The sequence below is a fragment of the Campylobacter sp. CNRCH_2013_0898h genome (assembly GCF_025772965.1).
Classification (GTDB): Bacteria; Campylobacterota; Campylobacteria; order Campylobacterales; family Campylobacteraceae; genus Campylobacter_D; species Campylobacter_D lari_D.
In genome coordinates, this window is record NZ_JAKMTD010000010.1 from 33,912 (window position 1) to 53,347 (window position 19,436).

Annotated in this window: 19 protein-coding genes and 1 pseudogene; 13 read left to right on the forward strand and 7 right to left on the reverse strand. The window is 29.7% G+C overall.

What is annotated here, in order from left to right; all coding sequences use genetic code 11:
• Window positions 1-5: 5 nt before the first annotated feature.
• Genes L8X50_RS06705 through bamA form a run of 3 tightly spaced genes read right to left on the reverse strand, consistent with a single transcriptional unit; the run spans window position 6 to window position 3,573 of the window.
• A complete protein-coding gene (locus L8X50_RS06705; RefSeq protein ID WP_263660732.1) occupies window positions 6-461 on the reverse strand; it encodes a 23S rRNA (pseudouridine(1915)-N(3))-methyltransferase RlmH in 456 nt (151 codons plus the stop codon).
• Window positions 462-463: 2 nt separating this feature from the next.
• Entirely contained in the window at window positions 464-1,306 is an 843-nt protein-coding gene (accD, locus tag L8X50_RS06710) for an acetyl-CoA carboxylase, carboxyltransferase subunit beta (protein ID WP_263660733.1), read from the reverse strand.
• Between the two features lie 50 nt (window positions 1,307-1,356).
• Entirely contained in the window at window positions 1,357-3,573 is a 2,217-nt protein-coding gene (gene bamA / locus L8X50_RS06715) for an outer membrane protein assembly factor BamA (protein ID WP_263660734.1), read from the reverse strand.
• 77 nt (window positions 3,574-3,650) lie between these two features.
• Here bamA and L8X50_RS06720 point away from each other — a divergent pair, with 77 nt between their 5' ends.
• From L8X50_RS06720 to L8X50_RS06775, 12 genes and pseudogenes are all read left to right on the forward strand, one after another.
• Entirely contained in the window at window positions 3,651-4,478 is an 828-nt protein-coding gene (locus L8X50_RS06720) for a prephenate dehydrogenase (protein ID WP_133319645.1), read from the forward strand.
• A gap of 76 nt (window positions 4,479-4,554) precedes the next feature.
• On the forward strand, window positions 4,555-5,934 hold the full coding sequence (locus tag L8X50_RS06725; RefSeq protein WP_220566490.1) for a M23 family metallopeptidase: 1,380 nt from the start codon (window positions 4,555-4,557) through the stop codon (window positions 5,932-5,934).
• Window positions 5,935-5,936: 2 nt separating this feature from the next.
• Complete coding sequence (gene lpxC, locus L8X50_RS06730) at window positions 5,937-6,821, forward strand: UDP-3-O-acyl-N-acetylglucosamine deacetylase (protein WP_263660735.1); 885 nt, start codon at window positions 5,937-5,939, stop codon at window positions 6,819-6,821.
• A 41-nt stretch (window positions 6,822-6,862) separates the two neighbouring features.
• Window positions 6,863-7,270 (forward strand): tRNA threonylcarbamoyladenosine biosynthesis protein TsaB, encoded by a 408-nt coding sequence (locus L8X50_RS06735; RefSeq protein ID WP_263660747.1) that lies wholly within the window; start codon window positions 6,863-6,865, stop codon window positions 7,268-7,270.
• Window positions 7,271-7,278: 8 nt separating this feature from the next.
• The gene (gene thrB / locus L8X50_RS06740) at window positions 7,279-8,157 is read left to right on the forward strand and encodes a homoserine kinase (protein ID WP_263659729.1); all 879 of its coding nucleotides are present in this window, start codon (window positions 7,279-7,281) and stop codon (window positions 8,155-8,157) included.
• Window positions 8,158-8,181: 24 nt separating this feature from the next.
• Window positions 8,182-8,448 (forward strand): DUF448 domain-containing protein, encoded by a 267-nt coding sequence (locus L8X50_RS06745; RefSeq protein WP_133319640.1) that lies wholly within the window; start codon window positions 8,182-8,184, stop codon window positions 8,446-8,448.
• On the forward strand, window positions 8,429-11,062 hold the full coding sequence (gene infB, locus L8X50_RS06750; protein WP_263660736.1) for a translation initiation factor IF-2: 2,634 nt from the start codon (window positions 8,429-8,431) through the stop codon (window positions 11,060-11,062). The genes L8X50_RS06745 and infB overlap by 20 nt, the downstream gene beginning before the upstream one ends.
• The gene (rbfA, locus tag L8X50_RS06755) at window positions 11,059-11,421 is read left to right on the forward strand and encodes a 30S ribosome-binding factor RbfA (RefSeq protein ID WP_039617407.1); all 363 of its coding nucleotides are present in this window, start codon (window positions 11,059-11,061) and stop codon (window positions 11,419-11,421) included. The genes infB and rbfA overlap by 4 nt, the downstream gene beginning before the upstream one ends.
• The gene (gene rimP, locus L8X50_RS06760) at window positions 11,411-11,833 is read left to right on the forward strand and encodes a ribosome maturation factor RimP (protein WP_263660737.1); all 423 of its coding nucleotides are present in this window, start codon (window positions 11,411-11,413) and stop codon (window positions 11,831-11,833) included. Before rbfA ends, rimP begins: the two co-directional genes overlap by 11 nt.
• Before the next feature lie 72 nt (window positions 11,834-11,905).
• Window positions 11,906-12,193 carry a hypothetical protein gene (locus L8X50_RS06765; RefSeq protein ID WP_263660738.1) on the forward strand — a complete coding sequence of 96 codons (288 nt, stop codon included), beginning with the start codon at window positions 11,906-11,908 and terminating at the stop codon, window positions 12,191-12,193.
• 11 nt (window positions 12,194-12,204) lie between these two features.
• Window positions 12,205-14,205 (forward strand): McrB family protein, encoded by a 2,001-nt coding sequence (locus L8X50_RS06770; protein ID WP_263660739.1) that lies wholly within the window; start codon window positions 12,205-12,207, stop codon window positions 14,203-14,205.
• Window positions 14,205-15,435 (forward strand): annotated as a pseudogene (locus L8X50_RS06775) (McrC family protein); the annotation flags it as partial. The gene L8X50_RS06770 and the pseudogene L8X50_RS06775, both read left to right, overlap by 1 nt.
• A 94-nt stretch (window positions 15,436-15,529) precedes the next feature.
• Here L8X50_RS06775 and L8X50_RS06780 read toward each other — a convergent pair.
• On the reverse strand, window positions 15,530-15,841 hold the full coding sequence (locus L8X50_RS06780; protein ID WP_263660742.1) for a BspA family leucine-rich repeat surface protein: 312 nt from the start codon (window positions 15,839-15,841) through the stop codon (window positions 15,530-15,532).
• Window positions 15,838-16,194, reverse strand: coding sequence for a hypothetical protein (locus tag L8X50_RS06785; RefSeq protein WP_263660743.1), 357 nt, complete (start codon window positions 16,192-16,194; stop codon window positions 15,838-15,840). Before L8X50_RS06785 ends, L8X50_RS06780 begins: the two co-directional genes overlap by 4 nt.
• Window positions 16,195-16,297: 103 nt before the next feature.
• Between L8X50_RS06785 and ribD the strand changes: the two genes are divergently transcribed.
• A complete protein-coding gene (ribD, locus tag L8X50_RS06790) occupies window positions 16,298-17,290 on the forward strand; it encodes a bifunctional diaminohydroxyphosphoribosylaminopyrimidine deaminase/5-amino-6-(5-phosphoribosylamino)uracil reductase RibD (RefSeq protein ID WP_263660744.1) in 993 nt (330 codons plus the stop codon).
• On the opposite strand, the gene sppA is transcribed toward ribD, so the two are convergent.
• A complete protein-coding gene (sppA, locus tag L8X50_RS06795) occupies window positions 17,287-18,180 on the reverse strand; it encodes a signal peptide peptidase SppA (protein WP_263660745.1) in 894 nt (297 codons plus the stop codon). The genes ribD and sppA overlap by 4 nt on opposite strands.
• 24 nt (window positions 18,181-18,204) lie before the next feature.
• Window positions 18,205-19,436, reverse strand: a 1,232-nt coding sequence (locus tag L8X50_RS06800; RefSeq protein WP_263660746.1) for an autotransporter outer membrane beta-barrel domain-containing protein, incomplete at its 5' end; no start/stop codon positions are given.

The following is a 19,436-nucleotide window of genomic DNA, read 5'->3' on the forward strand; positions in this document are numbered from 1 at the left end:
TGCTCCTATTTGTGGTATGGATGATTTGTATTAATGCAAAATGCACGATAAATTTGTTCTAAAAGCATAGTTTTAGCAAATTTATGCACTAAAGTCATTTTGCTAAGAGCTATGCTTGTATGCATTTGTGCGATGAATTCTTTTTCAAGGCCATAAGCACCGCCTATAAAAAAAGAAATTTCATTTTTATCTTGTAATAATTTAGCAAATTCTATACTTGTAAGCTCTTTACCCTTTTCATCTAAAGCTATGCAAAAACCTTTTTTATAAGGATTTAGCGCGTTTGTATAAGATTTTTTTGCTTCTATGGTATTGGTATTTTGTGCTAAATTAATTTTATTGTTAAAAATACAAATATCATTAAAATTGCAAAATTTTTTGATGAGCTTGGTGTAGCGCTCATCTATTTTACTAAATTCATTATTATTATTTTTTTGAATGCTTAAAAGATTAATATGCATTTTTAATTTTTAGAAAAAAATCTTAAAAAATCTGCTATAAATTTTTTATGTTCACTTCTTTCTACAATAGCATCAATTAATCCATGTTCAAGTAAAAATTCGGCCTTTTGAAAGCCTTCTGGTAAATCAGCACCTATAGTTTGTTTGATAACTCTAGCTCCTGCAAAGCCTACTAGGGCACCAGGTTCAGCCATAATGATATCTCCAAGCCAAGCAAACGATGCACTCACTCCACCCATAGTTGGATCAGTTAAGACAGAAATATAGGGAAGCTTTTCTTCTGCTAATAGCTTTAATGCTGCACTTGTTTTGCTCATTTGCATTAAAGAATAAGTGCTTTCTTGCATTCTAGCTCCACCACTTGCGCTCACTATAACAACAGGAGTTTTTTTCTCAATTGCCCTTTCAATAGCTCTAAGAATTTTTTCACCTTCTACTGAGCCCAAACTTCCACCCATGAAAGAAAAATCAAAAACAACTAATTGAGTTTTAATGCCATCTATATTGCACTCGCCACTTATTATAGCGCTTTTTCTTCCTGTTTTTTCTTCATTTTCTGCCAATCTTTTTTTATATGATTTACTATCAACAAATTTAAGCGGATCAATCGCATGTAAATCTTTATCCATTTCTACAAAAGTATCTTCATCACTAAGTAGCTCGATGCGTTTTAAAGGATTTAATCTCATATGAAAATTACATTTAGGACAAACATTATAACAAGTTTCTATTTCTTTATAATACATTAACGCATGACAAGAATTACATTTTACCCAGTGATTTGGAGCTTCGCTTGGAGCGGCTTGTTTGCGTCTTATGCTAGAAAAAATATCTAAAAAATTCATTATCTCTACCTAAAATAAAATTTCAAAATTATAGCAAGATTTTAGTATTTTTAAAATCTTGCACCCAACATAAACTCGAATTTGCTTAAGTCGTCTTTTGAATTAGTGTTAAATGGTTTAGCAAAAACTAAATTTAAAGCACCTAGTGGGGTTAGCCACTCAAAGCCAATACCTGTGCTCCATCTTTGAATTTGACTTAAAGAACTCTCACCTATGGCACCATAGTCAAAAAACACACTTCCTCTTAGTTTGATTCTATCAAAGATTGGAAAGCTAAGCTCTACAGAATTTGCAAAAGCCACTGTACCACCTGTTTCATCACCCCATTCGTTTTTAGGACTCACGCTTCTTCTATCAAAACCTCTAATAGTTCCTATGCCTCCAAGGTATAATTTCTCATTGATAGGTAAATAACCTTGATCCCATACCTTATAAAAACTTGCTTTATAACGATAAATCAAATCCCAGCCTATAAATTCTTCTAAGCCTTGATAATAATTAAATTTAGTAGTAGAGCTTATAAATTCTTGATCTCCACCTAAGCCTGCATATTCAAGTGAGGTTGAAGCGATAAAACCTGATCTTGGTAGATAATAATCATCTGTATTGTTAAATACTATTGAAGGAGTGATAGAACTTTTGTAAGTTTTTCCAAGTTTATATCCTTGGGCGATTAAGCGATCACTCAAATGATAAATATCACTTTGCTCAAGATTGTAAGTTAAATCTATGCTTGTATATCTTCCCAAAGTTTTACCAACACTTATATCAAAACCATAGTTTCTCTCATCATAACTATCCCATTCTAAACGATCTGAATATAATGATCCTCCAAGAGAATAATCACTATCATTCACTCTAGGATTTCTTAAAGATATTCTACCTGAAAGTGTATCATCGCCTTTGTCTATACTTACACTTCCTTTCATGCCAGAGCCTAAGATATTTGCATCAGATAATGAAGCACTAAGTAAAATTCCATCACTAGTTCCATAACCAATACCACCTGAAATAGCTCCAGTTGAAGCTTCTTTGACTTCTACTATCAAATCAATATGTGTATCATCTACTCTTTGTTCTTTAATATCTACATTTTCAAAATATGCAGTTCTTCTTAGAGCATTTCTTGAGTCTATTAAATCAGTTCTATTGTAAAGATTACCTTCGGTTAGATAAAGCTCTCTACGAATAACCCTATCAACTGTTTTAGTATTACCTGAAATTTCAACATTTCTAACATATACTTTTTCATTAGGTATGACTTTAAAAATAATCATAGCTTCATGGTTTTCTTTATCTTTTTGTATATCAGGTATAACCTGTACAAAAGCATAACCCAAATCAGCTGTCTTTGTTTCTATAGTTTTTATATCTTCTCTTAGTTTTTCTATATTAACTATTTTTCCAACACTTAATTTTAAATCATTTGCTAAAGCTTCATTTTCTTCATCACTAAAAATAGGATTAAAAATTTTAATTCCTTTAACTTTATAAACCTCACCCTCGTTGATAAAATAAGTTAAATCAGCTTGATAAGTATCTGTGTAAGTATTTAAAAAAGCAGGAGATACGCTCACATCAAGATAACCTTCTTTTAAATATACATCTGAAATTCTTGAGCTATCATTTGCAAGATCAAAGATTTTAAGCTTACCATCATTAAAGCCCCACATCCAGCCTAGGGCTTCTCTTTGTTTATTTGCTACTGCAGGTTCAATATCTGAATAACTTAAATTTTTTGCACCACTTAAATGTACTTTTTCTATGATGATATTTTCCCCACGATTTACAACAAAAGTAAGTTTTAATGAGCTTGAATTACTTAATTTTTCATCTTTGATTTCTACAACAGTATCATAAAAACCTTTGGCTTGATAAAAAAGTTTGATTTTTTCAGCTGCGTCTTTAGCTGAATTTTCATCATATAAAATTCCAGGTTTTAAACCAACAAGACTTTCTATTTGTTTTCTATCATTACTTGCTATACCTTGAATGTCTATTTTTCCAATGGAAGGTTTTTCTATTACTTTAAAAATTAGCACCCCATTTTTTTCTTCTACTACTATATCTTTAAAATAATTTCTATCAAAAAGGTTTTTAATTGCTGTATCTATACTAGCAGGATCGATTTTTTGTCCTATTTTTAATTTAGAAATCGCAATAGCACTTTCTTTAGAAAGTTGCGATAAGCCTTCAAATTTTATATCTTTAATCGTAGCTGCACATAAAGAACTTGAGAGTGCAAAGAAAACAAACCATTTTTTCATCATTTTACCTAAATTTTTATATACAAAATCGTTATAATACCAAAATATTTTTAACTAATGCTTTTTAAGGAAAATTTATGAAAGTAGGTATAATCGGACTTGGCTTAATAGGTGGATCTTTGGGCCTTAGCTTAAGAGAGAATAAATTAATAGATTTAGTTTGCGGATATGATATAAACAAAGAATTTGAACAAATCGCGCTAGAGCGAAAATTAATAGATAAAATTGTTTCATTTGAAGAGTTAAAAAAATGTGATGTGATTTTTTTAGCTATCCCTGTAAGAGCTATTGTAAAAATTTTAAAAGAATTTCAAGATATTTCTAAAGATTGCACTATCATTGAGCTTGGAAGTACAAAAGAAGAAATTATTAAAAATTTACCATCTGATTTACAAAGTCAATTTATCGCAGCTCATCCTATGGCAGGAACAGAAAATAGCGGTCCAAATGCAGCTATAAAAGACTTATATAAAAATGCAGTTTGTGTTTTATGTGATGTGCAAAATGCTGATCATATCCATCAAAAAAGGGCTATAGAAATTTTTTCAGATTTAGGAATGAAGCTTGTATTTATGGATAGTATTTCACATGATCATCATGCTTCTATCATTTCACACTTACCGCATGTGATTAGTTTTTCCTTGGCAAATTTTGTAATGAAAGAAGAAAATAAAAAAAATATAGCCCACCTAGGAGGTCCTTCTTTTAAAGATATGTGTAGAATTGCAAAATCAAACCCTCAAATGTGGAGTGGTATTTTTGAACAAAACAAACAAAATTTATTAAATTCTATTGATTTATTTCAAAAAGAATTACAAGAGTGTAAAAAAATGATAGAAAAATGTGATATAAATGAACTTGAAGCTTGGATTAAAAGTGCAAATAAGTTAAGAGAAATTTTGTAAAATTTTTTATAATTTACTCTTAATTTGCTAAAGCATAATATATTTTTACAAAAATTATACAATGAAAGTGGAGAATATGGTTTTTACGCGTAAAAGATCAAATAAAAAATGGATTTTTCTAGTTTTTTTAATACTTTTAGCCTTTGGGGTTTTTGTGTTAAATACAAAGCTGTTTGAAAAAAATCCTCCATTAATCCAAACAAAATCAGATATTATTTATAGCAATTTAACAGATCCTATATCTATAGAAATAAGCGATGAAAGCGTTTTAAAAGATGTTAAAGTCACACTATTTAAAGCAAATGAATTAAATGGTGAAATGCTTGTTAATGAACATGTTAAAGGTAATAAAAAAAGTGTCCATTTTGATTTAAAACTACCAAAACCAGCTTATAAAGAAAATGTTGATTCTTATAAGCTTGTAATAGAAGCAAGTGATAGTAGTTTTTGGAATTTCTTTTTAGGAAATCAAGCGCTTAAAGAAGTGAAAGTTATCATTGATACCAAAAAACCATTTGTAGAAATTTTAGACAATTCTTATCAAATCGAACAAGGTGGAGTAGGTAGTGTGGTATTTAAAGCAAGTGATGAGAATTTACAAGAAGTTTATATCACAACTGATAAAGACAAAATTTTTAAAGCAACTCCTTATGTGAAAGAAGGATATTATGCTGCGTTGATTCCTTGGGAGGCAACCGATGAGCATTTTAGAGCTTATGTAGTAGCAGTAGATAAAGCAGGTAATGTAAACAAACAAAGAATTAGATATTATTTTACCAATAAAAAATACCGAGTATCTAATATAAAAGTAAGTGATAGATTTTTAGATGGAAAGATTGAATTTTTAGCACAAAAATATGCTCCAAAAGATAGAGAGTTAAGCAGGCTTGAAAAATTTAAATTTGTTAATGAGGACTTAAGAGCTTCTAATGAAGTTATCATTCATGATATTACGAGTAAAGTTCCTGATACTATGATTAATAATTTTAAAGTCAATCTTTTCAAGCCTTTAAAAAATGGCCAAAAAGTAGCTGATTATGCCGATCATAGGTTTTATTCTTATAATAATCAAGCATTTAGTAGTTCTTATCATATGGGACTTGATTTAGCAAGTGTAAAAGAAGCGCCTATCATTAGCAATAACGATGGTGAAGTGGTATTTGTACAAGAAAATGGAATTTATGGACTAAATATTATTATTTATCATGGTTTTGGGATTTATACTCTTTATGGACATTGCACTAATGTGGATGTAAATGTGGGCGATAGAGTTAGAGCAGGTGATGTTATAGGTACTACAGGCACTACAGGTTTAGCGCTTGGAGATCATGTGCATTTTGGTGTTTTGGTGCAAGGTGTTGAAGTACGTCCTGAGCAATGGCAAGATGCAAAATGGATAAAAGAAAATATCTATAATGTATTAGAATCAAGCAAAAAAAGAATTTTGAGTGAATAAAAATGAATCAAACAACAATAGCAAAAGAAGTTAAAGGTGTTGGTATAGGTTTGCACAAGGGTGAGCCTATTAGTATAAAATTAGAGCCATTAGAAGCTGGTAGTGGTATAGTGTTTTATAGAAGTGATTTGGGAATTTCTTATGAAGCAAAGCCTGAAAATGTCATCGATACACAAATGGCTACTGTAATAGGCGATCATAGGGGTTATGTTTCTACTATAGAACATTTAATGAGTGCGATTAATGCTTATGGTATTGATAATGTGCGTATAGTTTTAGACGCAAACGAAGCTCCTGTAATGGATGGTAGCAGTATAGGTTTTTGTATGATGCTTGAAGAAGCAGGTATAAAAGAGCTTGATGCGGCAAAAAAAATTTTAGTGATTAAAAAAAGTGTAGAAGTAAAAGAAGGCAATAAATTTGTGCGTTTAAGTCCTACGGATATGCCTATTATAAACTATACAATCGAATTTGATAATCCTATTATAGGCAAACAAAATTATTGTTTTGAATTTAGCAAACAAAACTACATAGAGCAAATAGCAAGAGCAAGAACTTTCGGATTTTTAAAAGATGTTCAAGCTTTAAGAGCTATGAATTTAGGTCTTGGCGGAAGCCTAGAAAATGCTGTTGTGATTGATGATAATCGTATTTTAAATCCTGAAGGTTTGCGCTTTAAGGATGAATTTGTGCGTCATAAAATTTTAGACGCTATTGGGGATTTAACCTTGCTTGGATGTAGAGTTTTTGGAGATTATACTTCTTATGCAGGTTCACACAAGCTTAATCATCTTTTAACTAAAGAACTTTTAAAAGATCCTAGTACCTATGAAGTGGTAAGCTTAGAAAAAAGCACACATAAGGTTTACGAAAAGGTTTTTGCATAAAAAAGGTTACTTTGCTTTTAAATGCCATAGCAAAACCTTTAATGCTTGGTATTTATGAAAATGATTTATTGCTAAATACCATTGAAAGTGATTTAAAAGTTAGCGAGGTTTTACCAAAAATATTGCAAGAATTACTTTCACAATATGAGTTTGAAAAGCTTATTTATGTACATGGGCCAGGTTCTTACATGGGTATAAAAATTTCTTATGTTTCTTTTGAGACATTAGCCATAGTCAAAAACATTCCTTTAAAAGCAATCAGTGCTTTTGAGTTAAATAACAACACTCCTATACCTGCAAACAAACATTTATGTTTTGTAAAAAAAGACAATGGTGAAATTATTTTAGAGAAGACACAAGCAGGAAGTTTTTTTATGCCTCAAAGTTTAAAAGGTTTAAATTTAAGCAAAGAAAATACACCTTTTTATGTTTTAGATGCAATTAATTAAGGTAAAAAATGAAAATTTTAGTTCCTGCGACAAGTGCAAATTTAGGTCCTGGTTTTGATTGTTTGGGCTTGAGTTTAAAACATTTTAATCAAACTATAGTTGAAAAATCTAAATTTTTTAGTATTAACATACATGGAGAAGGTGAAAATAATATCTATCTTAAAAAAAATAATACTTTTGTTAATATTTTTTATGAAATTTATCAAAGACTTAGCGGTAAAAAAGATAATTTTCGTTTTGTTTTTCAAAATAATATCCCTTTAGCAAGAGGTATGGGAAGTTCTTCTGCTGTAATAATTGGAGCTATTGCTTGTGCTTATGAATTAAGCGGATTTAAAGCAGATAAAAATATCATTTTAAATGAAGCTTTAAAATATGAAAATCATCCAGATAACATAGCTCCGGCAGCTCTTGGAGGTTTTGTGTGTGCATTAAATCACAATCAAAAAGTCTTAGCTATAAAAAAAGAAGTAGATAAAGACTTACAAGCTGTTATAACTATACCAAATGTAGCGATGAATACTCAAAAATCAAGAACAGTTTTAGCTAAAAAAATTAATCTAGAAGATGCTGTTTTTAATCTTTGTCATGCTTCATTTTTAACAGCTTGTTTTTTAGAAAAAAAATATGACATGTTAAAATATGCAAGTTTAGACAAACTTCATCAAAATCAAAGAATGAAACTTTTACCTGAGCTTTTTGAAGTACAAAAATTAGCTTTAGATAATAATGCTCTCATGAGCACGCTTTCAGGTTCAGGTTCGAGTTTTTTCACTCTAGCTTATAAAGATGATGCTAAACAAATCAAAGAAAAAATCAAAAATAAATTTGCTAAATTTAGAGTTGAGCTTTTAGAATTTGATGATGAGGGCTTTAAAATTTGCTAAAAATTCCAAAAAAAAGATATAATTTTGAAAAACCATATACCCATTAGAATGTGCATTGTTTGCAAAGGTCGTTATGAAAAGCAAAGTTTGCATCAATTTCAAATAAAAAATTCTCAAATTATCACTAAAGTGGAATTTGGTAGGAGTTTATATATTTGTAATCCATGTTTTGAAAAAGATGAAAAAACATTGCAAAAAGCTTTTATGAGAGCTTGCAAAGGCAATTTTTATGGCAGTATAAATCAGCAGGATTTAAAGGAGATATTTTTTAATGACAGATGTAAAGATTAGCGAAATCGCTCAAGAGTTAGGATATACTAGTAAAGAAATTATAGAAAAAGCCAATGAAATAGGCTTAGAGGATATAAAATCCCCTAACAAAAAAGTATCTTCTGAAATCGCAGAAGCGATTTATCAATATGTACAATCAGGTGAAATACTAGATGTGGTAAAAAAAGTGGCCAAACCTAAAAAAGAAAGTGCGACTAAAAAAACTACTACTAAAAAAGAAGAAAGCAAAAAAGAAGAGAAAAAAACTACTAAAAAAGAAACAAAAACTCCTGTTAAAACAACAAATGAAAAGAAAGAAGAAAGTAAAAAAGAAGAAAAGCAACCTGAAAATCCTATTAAAAATGAAGCATTAGAAGAAAAAAAAGAAGAAATTAAATTCGATGAAAAACTAGGCTCTAATTTAAATTTAGCTAAAAGAAGAGGTTTAGTTATCGTTAAAAAGAAAAAAGAAGAAAGCAAAGAAAACCAAACAAACAATGAAGAAAAATCTAATATACAAAATACTCAAGGCTTGAGCCTTAGTATGATTTTTTCAAATTCAGATGAGAATTTAAAAAGAAAGAAAAAAGAAAAGAAAAATCATCCTGCGACAAGTAAAAAAGAAAACACTACTAAAATGGATCTTTTAGGAGATAAAGACTTTGCTGATATTTCTTTAGAAGATGATGATATGGTAGTTTTACCTGATTTTAGTGTAAAAGAAAACAAACCAGCACAACCAGCAAACAAAAAACAACCAAATATTTTAAAGCAATCTTTAAATAACTCTATCAACCCATTTGGCGAGGGTGGTATACAAAGAAGAAGTCGTAAAAAACCACCTAAAAAGGTAGAGAAAAAAGAAAGTGAAGCTATAACAAGTGTAAGCATACCTAAAGAAATTCGTGTGTATGAATTTGCTGAAAAACTTGGTAAAAACACCGGAGAAGTTATCTCTAAACTTTTCATGCTTGGTATGATGACAACTAAAAATGACTTTTTAGATGAGGATGCTATAGAAATTCTTGCTGCTGAATTTGGAGTGGAGATTAATATCATTGATGAGGCTGATGAGTTTGATTATGTAAAAGATTATGATGAAAATCAAACAGAAGAAAATTTAAGCCAAAGAGCTCCGGTTATTACTATTATGGGGCATGTTGATCATGGTAAGACTTCTTTGCTTGATTATATAAGAAAATCACGCATTGCAAGTGGCGAAGCAGGTGGGATTACTCAGCATGTTGGTGCTTATATGGTGGAAAAAAATGGTAGAAAAATCACTTTTATCGATACTCCAGGCCATGAGGCATTTACTGCTATGCGTGCAAGGGGAGCTAGTATAACGGATATTGTTATTATCGTAGTAGCTGCAGATGATGGGGTAAAACCACAAACTAAAGAGGCGATTAATCATGCAAAAGCAGCTAATGTGCCTATCATCATTGCTATTAATAAAATGGATAAAGAAAACGCAAATCCTGACATGGTAAAAACCCAACTAGCAGAAATGGACATCATGCCAGTAGAATGGGGTGGAAGCCATGAATTTGTGCCAGTTTCAGCTAAAAAGGGTGATGGTGTAGAGGATTTACTTGAAATTGTATTATTACAAGCTGATATTTTAGAGCTTAAAGCAAATCCAAAAGCCCATGCTAAAGCAAGTATTATAGAATCTTCAGTGCAAAAAGGTAGAGGTCCTGTGGCTACTATCATCGTGCAAAATGGTACTTTAAGAGTAGGAAATACAGTCGTAGCAGGGGAAGCTTATGGTAAAGTGCGTGCTATGAGTGATGATCAAGGCAAAGCTTTAAAAGAAATAGGCCCAGGTGAGTGCGGAGTGATCATAGGTCTTAGTGAAGTAGCTGATGCAGGAGAAACTCTAATAGCCGTAGATAGTGATAAGCAAGCAAGAGAATATGCTAATAAACGCCATGAATACAACCGCCAAAAAGAACTAAGTAAATCTACTAAAGTAAGCATAGATGAGCTTGGTGCAAAAATCAAAGAAGGCAATTTAAAAGCCCTTCCTATGATCTTAAAAGCAGATGTGCAAGGTTCACTTGAAGCGATTAAGGCTAGTTTAGAAAAACTCAAAAACGATGAGATTAAGGTTAATATCATCCATAGTGGGGTAGGTGGGATTACTCAAAGTGATATAGAGCTTGCAAGTGCGAGTGAAAATTCTATTGTTTTAGGTTTTAATATACGCCCAACTGGTGAGATCAAAGAACGCGCTAAAGATAAAGGCGTAGAGATAAAAACTTATAATGTTATTTATAACTTGCTTGATGATGTAAAAGCCTTACTAGGTGGTATGATGAGTCCTATCATCTCTGAAGAACAACTTGGTCAAGCTGAAATTCGCCAAGTGATCAATGTACCAAAATTAGGCCAAATCGCAGGTTGTATGGTGACAGAAGGCACGATCAATCGTGGTGCGAAAATCAGGCTTATTAGAGATGGGGTTGTGGTATTTGAAGGTAATGTAAGCTCGCTCAAACGCTTTAAAGATGATGTAAGAGAAGTTGCAAAAGGCTATGAATGCGGTGTAGGCATAGAAGGTTGTAATGATATGAGAGTGGGGGATTATATAGAAAGTTATAAAGAAGTTGAGGAACAAGTAAGCCTATGAACCCAGCCGAAATCAAAAAGCTACGCACAGAAAGCATTTTAAAAGAACTTATACCAGAAGCTTTAGCAAATTTAGACAACGAAGCTTTAAAAAATTTGTGCGTAGTAGATGTGGAGTGTAAAAAAGGCAGATATGATGCTTTTGTGTATCTAGATAAAATGTTTTTTAATACCCAAGAGCAAGAAATCATACTCAATCAACTCAAAAAAGCCGCCCGTGCTTTGCAAAATTATTGCATGAGTGAGCAAGGGTGGTATAGATGTCCGAATTTTCACTTTAAATTTGATGATAGATTAGAGTATCAAAACCATATGGATGCTTTATTTGAAAAAATCAAAAAGGAACAAAATGAATCTTGAAGCACTTTGTAAAGAAGCAGGGCTTAGCTTTTATGATGATGAGCTAGTAAGTGAAAATGGTAGAAAAATTTATAGAATTTATGTGCAAAAAGAAGGTGGAGTAAATCTTGATGATTGTGCTAAGCTTAGTGAGATTTTATCACCTATTTTTGATGTAGAGCCACCTGTGGGTGGAGAGTATTTTTTAGAAGTATCAAGCTGTGGGCTTGAAAGAAAACTTAGTAAAATCGAGCATTTTGCAAAAAGCATTAACGAACTTGTAAAAATCACAACTAGTGAAAAAGAAAAAATCGAAGCAAAAATCATCGCCGTAGATGATGAAAATATCATTTTAGAAAATTTAGAAACTCAAGAAAAAACTACTATAAATTTTAGCGACATAAGAAAAGCTAAAACCTTCATACAATGGTAAAAATTTAGAATTCTAAATTTTTACTTATTTTTTATATAATTAAATTTAAATACAAAAACAAAAAGGCGTATAATGCTTGAAAATAAATATGATTATAATATAAGCAAAAAAGATAAAAATGGTAATGTGTATTATCATTTTCCAAAAGATGAAGATGAATTTAAAGAAGCAGTTGTAAAAAATGGCGGCATGAGTGTATATGTTTATCAAGATGATAAATTAATAGATGAATTTCATACAAAAAGTCAAGGTTATAAATGGACTTCGCCTGTTTTTAATTATTTAAAAACTATGCATAAAGATAGTGAATATTTTTATAGATATTATAAAAATTGTAAATTTTTTGCAATTGTGGATTAAAGGAAAATAGTATGAATGTTGTTGAATTTCACTTTTCAAATGGAAATAAAATACAAGCACAAATAGAAAACTCAAACGAAAAAATTTTTAGAATATTTTTGGAAAAAAGATTAAAGACTGTTAATCAATATATCAATACAGCAAAATATGCAATTAAAGAATGCAAAAGATTAAATATTGTTAATAGAGATGATTTTGATACATTTCAAATAAACTCTATGGAAGTTTTAATAAATTTGTCATTTGAACTGAAAGATGGATTATTACAAGAATATAATTTTAAGAGCGGAAAAGGTTGTCCGCATGCTTGCATTAATTCTCACTATTTGGAATTTGTAAAATATGTCAATGCTTATAAAAATTATGTTTCAAAAGATATGGTTAAGTATTTGAAAACAAGAGGCGGCGAGAAAGAATTTAAAGTAGAAATAAAAAATCAAAAGATAAAAGTTATAACGAGTGCTGATGCTGTTGGGCTATATTCTTTAAATAGGTTTTTAGAATATAGTGTTTTAAGTAAAAATGAAGATGATTTATATGCTAAACCATTATTTGAAGATATATTAAGTAGCTCAAATCTTAGTGTAGTTAAGCAAAGTGAAAATGAAAAATTTTACAAAGAGCATTTTTTGAAAATGAAAAAAACACCAAATGAAAATCAAAATCCACCTTTAAATCAAATTCTTTATGGACCTCCAGGGACAGGAAAAACTTATCATACTATAGATAAAGCTTTGGAGATATTGGGTGAAAATTTAGCAAATAAAGATAGAGATGAGAAAAAAGCAAAATTTGATGAATATGTAAAAAATAGGCAAATAGTTTTTACTACTTTTCATCAAAGCTATGGATATGAAGAATTTGTAGAAGGTATAAAGCCTCATATAGATAGCAAAGAAAATTCTAAGGAAGTAGAATACGAAATAAAAGACGGAATTTTTAAAGAACTTTGTAAAAAAGCTTTGGATAATTATGAGAATAGTATCTTAAATATAGATGAGTTAAATAAAAAAATAGAATTAAAGGAAAAAGTTGAAAATTTTTTAAATTGGCTTTTGGAAACAAATGAGCCTATTGGTAAAACAAAGGGTGGAAATTTCTTTGTTGTTGATATCAATGATAAAACGGTTATGATTTATAGTGAAGGAGTAGAGAGATTTGATGGAAATTTTAATTTAAGTATATCTATATTTATGGAATTATTAAAACACAAAGATGAATTTAATAATGCCGCTGAAATGTTTAAAAAAGTATTTGATAGAGATTATGCCGATAGAACTCATACTTATTATTTTAATTTAGTGAAAAAATTTAAAGCATATGAAAAACAATCAACTGCAAAGAATGAAAATAAGAAAAACAACGATAATTCTTTAAAACCTTATATAATAATCATAGATGAGATTAATCGTGGTAATGTAAGTAAGATTTTTGGTGAGCTTATCACTTTAATAGAACCTAGCAAAAGAATAGGTAAAGAAGAAGAGTTAAAGGTAACTTTGCCTTATAGTAAAGATGAATTTGGAGTGCCTAAAAATGTTTATATCATAGGCACTATGAATACAGCTGATAGAAGTATAACTTCACTTGATACAGCTTTGCGAAGACGCTTTGAATTTATCGAGATGATACCTAAACCTAATGTTTTGTCAGATAATTGCGAAGGTGTTAATTTGCAAGAATTATTAAAAGCTATTAATACTCGCATAGAATACTTGCTAGATAGAGAAAAGACTATAGGACATGCATTTTTTATAGGCATTGAGAATTTAGAGAAATTAAAAAATGTTTTTCAAAATAAAATCATCCCATTATTGCAAGAGTATTTTTATAATGATTATGCTTTGATTGACGCGGTTTTAAATAAAAATGGTATGTTGGAAAATGTTATTGTTGAAAATAAAGATTATTTAAAAAATATGACAGAATTTATAGAAAGTGATAAGGTTATTTATAAGTTTAGTGATAGTCAAAAATGGGATGAAGCTACTTTTAAAAAAATATATGAATAATGAAAACAATTAACACCTTTTCTATCATCGAATACCAAGATTTTTCTAAAGAAGATTTAAAAGAAATTTTCAAAGAAAAAGCTGAAATATTTTATAAAGAGCTAGAAGACTTTGCAAAAAATAATGAAAGTCTTCTAGGCTTTAAAAACAAAAATACCTTAAAAGCTAAAAATTATATCGGCATTATACAGACTAAAAGCGGTGTTTTAGAGATCTTACCAAAATGTACAAATTTGGATAGCTATAAAAAAGAAGATAAATCCTCAAATTATGATAAAGAAAAATTAAAAAAATACTACGAATTAGAAAATATCTCTAAAAATGATGATTTTTATAAAAAAGATTGTGAGATTAATCCTAGTATTCTTTTAATCAACATGCTAAAAACCTTAAAAAATTCTCTCTTTAAAAAGTCTCAAATTTCATCTTTGCAAATTGCTAAAATGCCTTTGTTTGAAGTATTTATCACGATGTTTTTAGATGAATTTGATAGTGTGTATAAAAAAGGTTTGATGAGATCTTATGTAAGTAGCGAAGAAAACAGAGCTTTCTTAAAAGGAAAATTACTATTCAATGAGCATATAAAATCAAATTTAATACACAAAGAAAGATTTTTCACAAGTAGCGATGAATTTGTTTTAGACATAGCACCAAATCGTTTGATAAAATCAACATTAAATTTTTTAAAATCCAAAACAAGCTTGAATAAATTTAAAATCATCAAAGCTATGCAAATGCTTGATGAGGTAGAATTTTCTACAAATTATGAAAAAGATTTTAGTTTTAAAATTTCAAGACATTTTGATTATTATGAAAATATACTTTCTTGGTGTAAGATATTTTTACAAAATCAAAGCTTTGCTCCATATAAAGGTAAAAACGAAGCCTTTGCTTTACTTTTTCCTATGGAAAAACTTTTTGAAAACTACGTGGCTTATATGTTTAAACTTGCTAATCCTAGTAAAAATATAAAAGCCCAAAGTCATGGAAAGTATCTAATTTCAAAAAATGATGAAAAATGTTTTATGTTAAAGCCTGATTTATATATAGAAAATAAAATGATCCTAGATACCAAATGGAAAATTCCAGATGATAACGAAGATGAGAAAAAGCATGGCATATCGCAAAGCGATTTATATCAAATGTTTGCTTATGCAAATAAATACGAGATAAAGGAAATTTATCTTATTTACCCTCTATGTGAGAGAACTTTTGACTTAAGAGAGAAATTAAAAACTAAAGATATTAAGTTTTTAGCACAAGGTTTTTTAAAAGCTTACGATGAACATGTAAAGCTTAAGGTATTTTTTGCACCTTTACCTTTTTAAAACAAGTAATCTTGATCTAGTTTCCATTTTTGCGCAATGCTTTTGTCAAGTTTATGGCAGTTTCTAAACATTTTATGCATATAATCAACTTTACTTGTATCCCAATTAGATAAGTCTTGATTAAAATTAACGCAATTTTCAAACATAAAATCCATATTTTTTACTTTAGAAATATCCCAACTCGATAAATCCTGATTAAAATTTTCACAACCTTCAAACATTGAAGCCATGTTTTTTACATTTGAAACATCCCAATATTTTAATCCTTTAAAATCACTTCTTGTAGAATTTTTAAATAATTCGCTCATATCTGTGAAAAGCGGGTGTCTATATCTTTTAAATTAATTTCATCTTCAATCAACTCTTTTAACTCATCTTTTGTTTTTGGGTGATAATTTTTTAAAGATAAAATTTTCGTGTAAATATAATATAAAAATACTATACCTATAAGAATTGCTCCGATTATTAATATAGCACCAATTATGAAAGAGAAGACAAGCGTAACAACATCGATATTATAGTATATTAAAAGCCCTATTCCTACGATTGCTCCAATTATGAGTGTTGGGATTAATATAAATAAAGCTAAACCTAGCCATAATTTCCAAAAAGCTAAGAGTAAAAGTATAAATATCATTATTCCTACGATAGTCCAAATCATATTATTCCTAATTAATTATATTAATTTTATTATATTGATTATTTATTGATAAGTGATTAATATATTTTGCTATATTTTTAAAAATAAAATTATAGAAGGCAATATGAATCACGAATTTTATATGAATTTAGCCATAGATGAAGCTTGGAAATATCAGCTTTTAACCTACCCCAATCCAGCCGTAGGTTGTGTGATCTTAGACAAAAATGGCAAAATTTTAAGCATAGAAGCACACAAAGAAGCAGGCAAGGCTCATGCAGAGCTTGAAGCAGTGAGTAAAGCCTTAAAAGTGCTTAATCCAAATTTAGATTTACCACAAAATGCAAACGATTTGCATGAGTTTATTTGCAAAAATCATCAGGGGTTGTTAAAAGGCGCTAGTGCTTATGTGAGTTTAGAACCTTGCAATCATCAGGGCAAAACCCCACCTTGTGCAAAGCTTTTTAGCACACTTGGTTTTAGTGAAGTTTTTATTGCTACTAAGGATGAGCATAAGCTCGCAAGTGGTGGAGCAGAGTTTTTAAAAGATCAAGGCATAAAAGTTCACATGGGAATTTGCGAGCAAAGAGTCAAAGAGCTTTTAAAGCCTTTTTTAAAATGGCAAAAATCAAGTTTTAAATTTTTTAAACTAGCCCTTTCTTTAAATGGTTCTGCTTATGGCAAAATCGTAAGTTCTAAAGCAAGTAGAACTTATGCTCACACATTACGCTCAAAGCTTGATTTGCTAGTAGTAGGTGGAGAAACTATAAGGCATGATAGGCCTATTTTAGATGCAAGGTTAGTTCAGGCTAAAGCACCAAATTTATGTATACTAAGCCGTCAAAATTTAGAAAGTTTTGATCCAAACATTCCTTTATTTAGCGTAGCTGAAAGAGAAATTTTTACAAGTATTCCCAGTGAAGCCAAGTTTATCATGTATGAGGGTGGGGAGAACTTTTTAAAAGCCTTTAAAGATGAGTTAGATATGCTTTTGATTTTTTCAAGCTCGAATTTAAATACCTTTGAAAATGTTAAGTTAGATTTAAAGCTAAAGCCTTTATACAAAGGCTTTTTAGAAAATGATACTTATGGATTTTATGAGATTATTAAATCTTAGTAGATTTTTTGTGAGCTTACTTGTGTGAAAAATTGCGCTAAAGTGTTAGCAAAAAAGCTAGCACTTTGCTCTTCTAATCGTTTTAAAAACTTATTTATAGCATCTTCTTTTTGCCAGATAGGGTTTTGCACTTTGGCTAGTTTTTCTAACTCTTTTTTGGCTTGCTCGTAATTGCCTATTTTATCAATGAGTTTTAATTTTAAAGCCTCATTTGCTAAAAACACTTTCGCATCAGCCCATGAGCTTGTTTGATTTAAATCTAGCTTGCGATTTTTAGCGACAAATTGCGTGAAAAGTTCATAGCTTTGATTAGCTAAATTTTGCAAAAAGTCTTTTTCATCTTTGCTCCATTTGCGCATGAAAGTTCCTGCTTCTTTATAGCTTCCTGCTTTGATGGTTTGCTCATTTATACCAAGTTTTTGTGCAAGCTCACTTACTTCAAAGCCTTGCATAATTACCCCAATAGATCCTACAAAGCTAGCAGGATTAGCTATGATCATATCAGCTCCCACCGCGCTTAGGTAGCTTCCGCTTGCTATAGTTCCACCTGCATAGACTACCACAGGTTTTTTAGCTTTAAGATCTTGTATAGCTAAAGCTATTTCCATGCTTGGTGCAAAAGCTCCACCAGGGCTATCTATAAAAAGCAAAACCCCTTTTATAGCTTTATCATCTTTGACTTTGTAAATTTGTTCTAAAAGATTGCTCGCATCGCTAATTTCACCTTTAAGATTAATTTGAGCTAGGTTTGCATTAGAAAGTTTGGCATTATCCCCGCTTGGAGCAAGGATTAAAAACACGATAAATAAAAACACAAAGGTTTTAAAATAAGTGTTGATATAAGAAATGGTTTTTCCAATTCCTTTAAAAAATGATTTTATAATCTGCATTCTTTTCCTTTTTAAGTTGTTTAATCAAAAATTAAATCCAAAATTTGACACCAAATTAACATTATATTGATTTTTATAAATTTCATTTAATAATTTTATATCAAAAAAGAATGTTTTATTTGGTTTGAAATTTAGCCCAAGGTTAATGTTGAGTAAGTTATTATCTAAATCATAGTATTGTTTAAATTTTTGATTTTTAAAATCAATAAAATTTGCATTATTGCTTATCCTTTTTCCTGTTAATCTTTTTTCATACAATATAGAACCTGTTATAGTATTTTTATTTTCATCTAAATTTGGTAATACATAAGAAGAAGTAATCCCTAAAACTAAAGATGTGCTGTTGTGTTTTATGCTATCGTAAGATTTTGAAAAAATTCCACCGCTTTCACTAAATGCATTTTGTTGAAAATAATTGTAATTAAAATATACCAAAGGAGTTAAATTTAAATTTTTATTATAACTAAATTCTTTTGCTACACCTAATTGGGTAGAAGTTATCAATCCATTATATGTTCCTTTTAAAGTATCTGAATTTAGTATATATCTTTGCATGTTGCTTGAGTATAATCCTATGCCAATACCGCTTAAAATTTTAAAATTTTCTAAATTCAAAATATAATTGCTTGATAAATTTGCGTTTTTTGTTTTGATATTAGATGTTGAAAAATCAACATTAGAATATGAAGTACTTAAATGCGTTGCGAACATTGAAGAATTAATTTCTTTTCCTACGCTAAGATTGAGTCCATAGGAGCTTCCATGAAAATCATTACCATATATTTTTTTAAAACTAGGTCCCATTTGGAAGATATATGTTTGATTATCATAAAAATTAAAATTAGCTACATCACTTTGATATAATAAATTTGTCGGATAAGTATTACTAGCTAATCTAATATCCTCCATAGGTGTATTTATGAAAGTTGGATTAAGAGTTGAGAGCATGTTATTTTGTCCGAAATTACTGTAGGTGTTTAATAATTGGATTGAATTGGATAAATAATCATTTGATTCCAAGCTTTTTAGACTACTTTGAACGATTTTTTTATCTGCATTATCTAGTAAAATAAAATAATTTTTATAGTTTTCATTTAAGTTATCCATCATTCTAATGCTTCTTAATGCTTGTCCTATAGTGCTATTTTGAGTATTATACGCATTGTTTTTTATAATAGGCTTGACTATTATTTGAGAGTTATCATGTTCAGGTTTTGGTTCAGGTTTTGGTTCAGGTTTTGGTTCAGGTTTTGGTT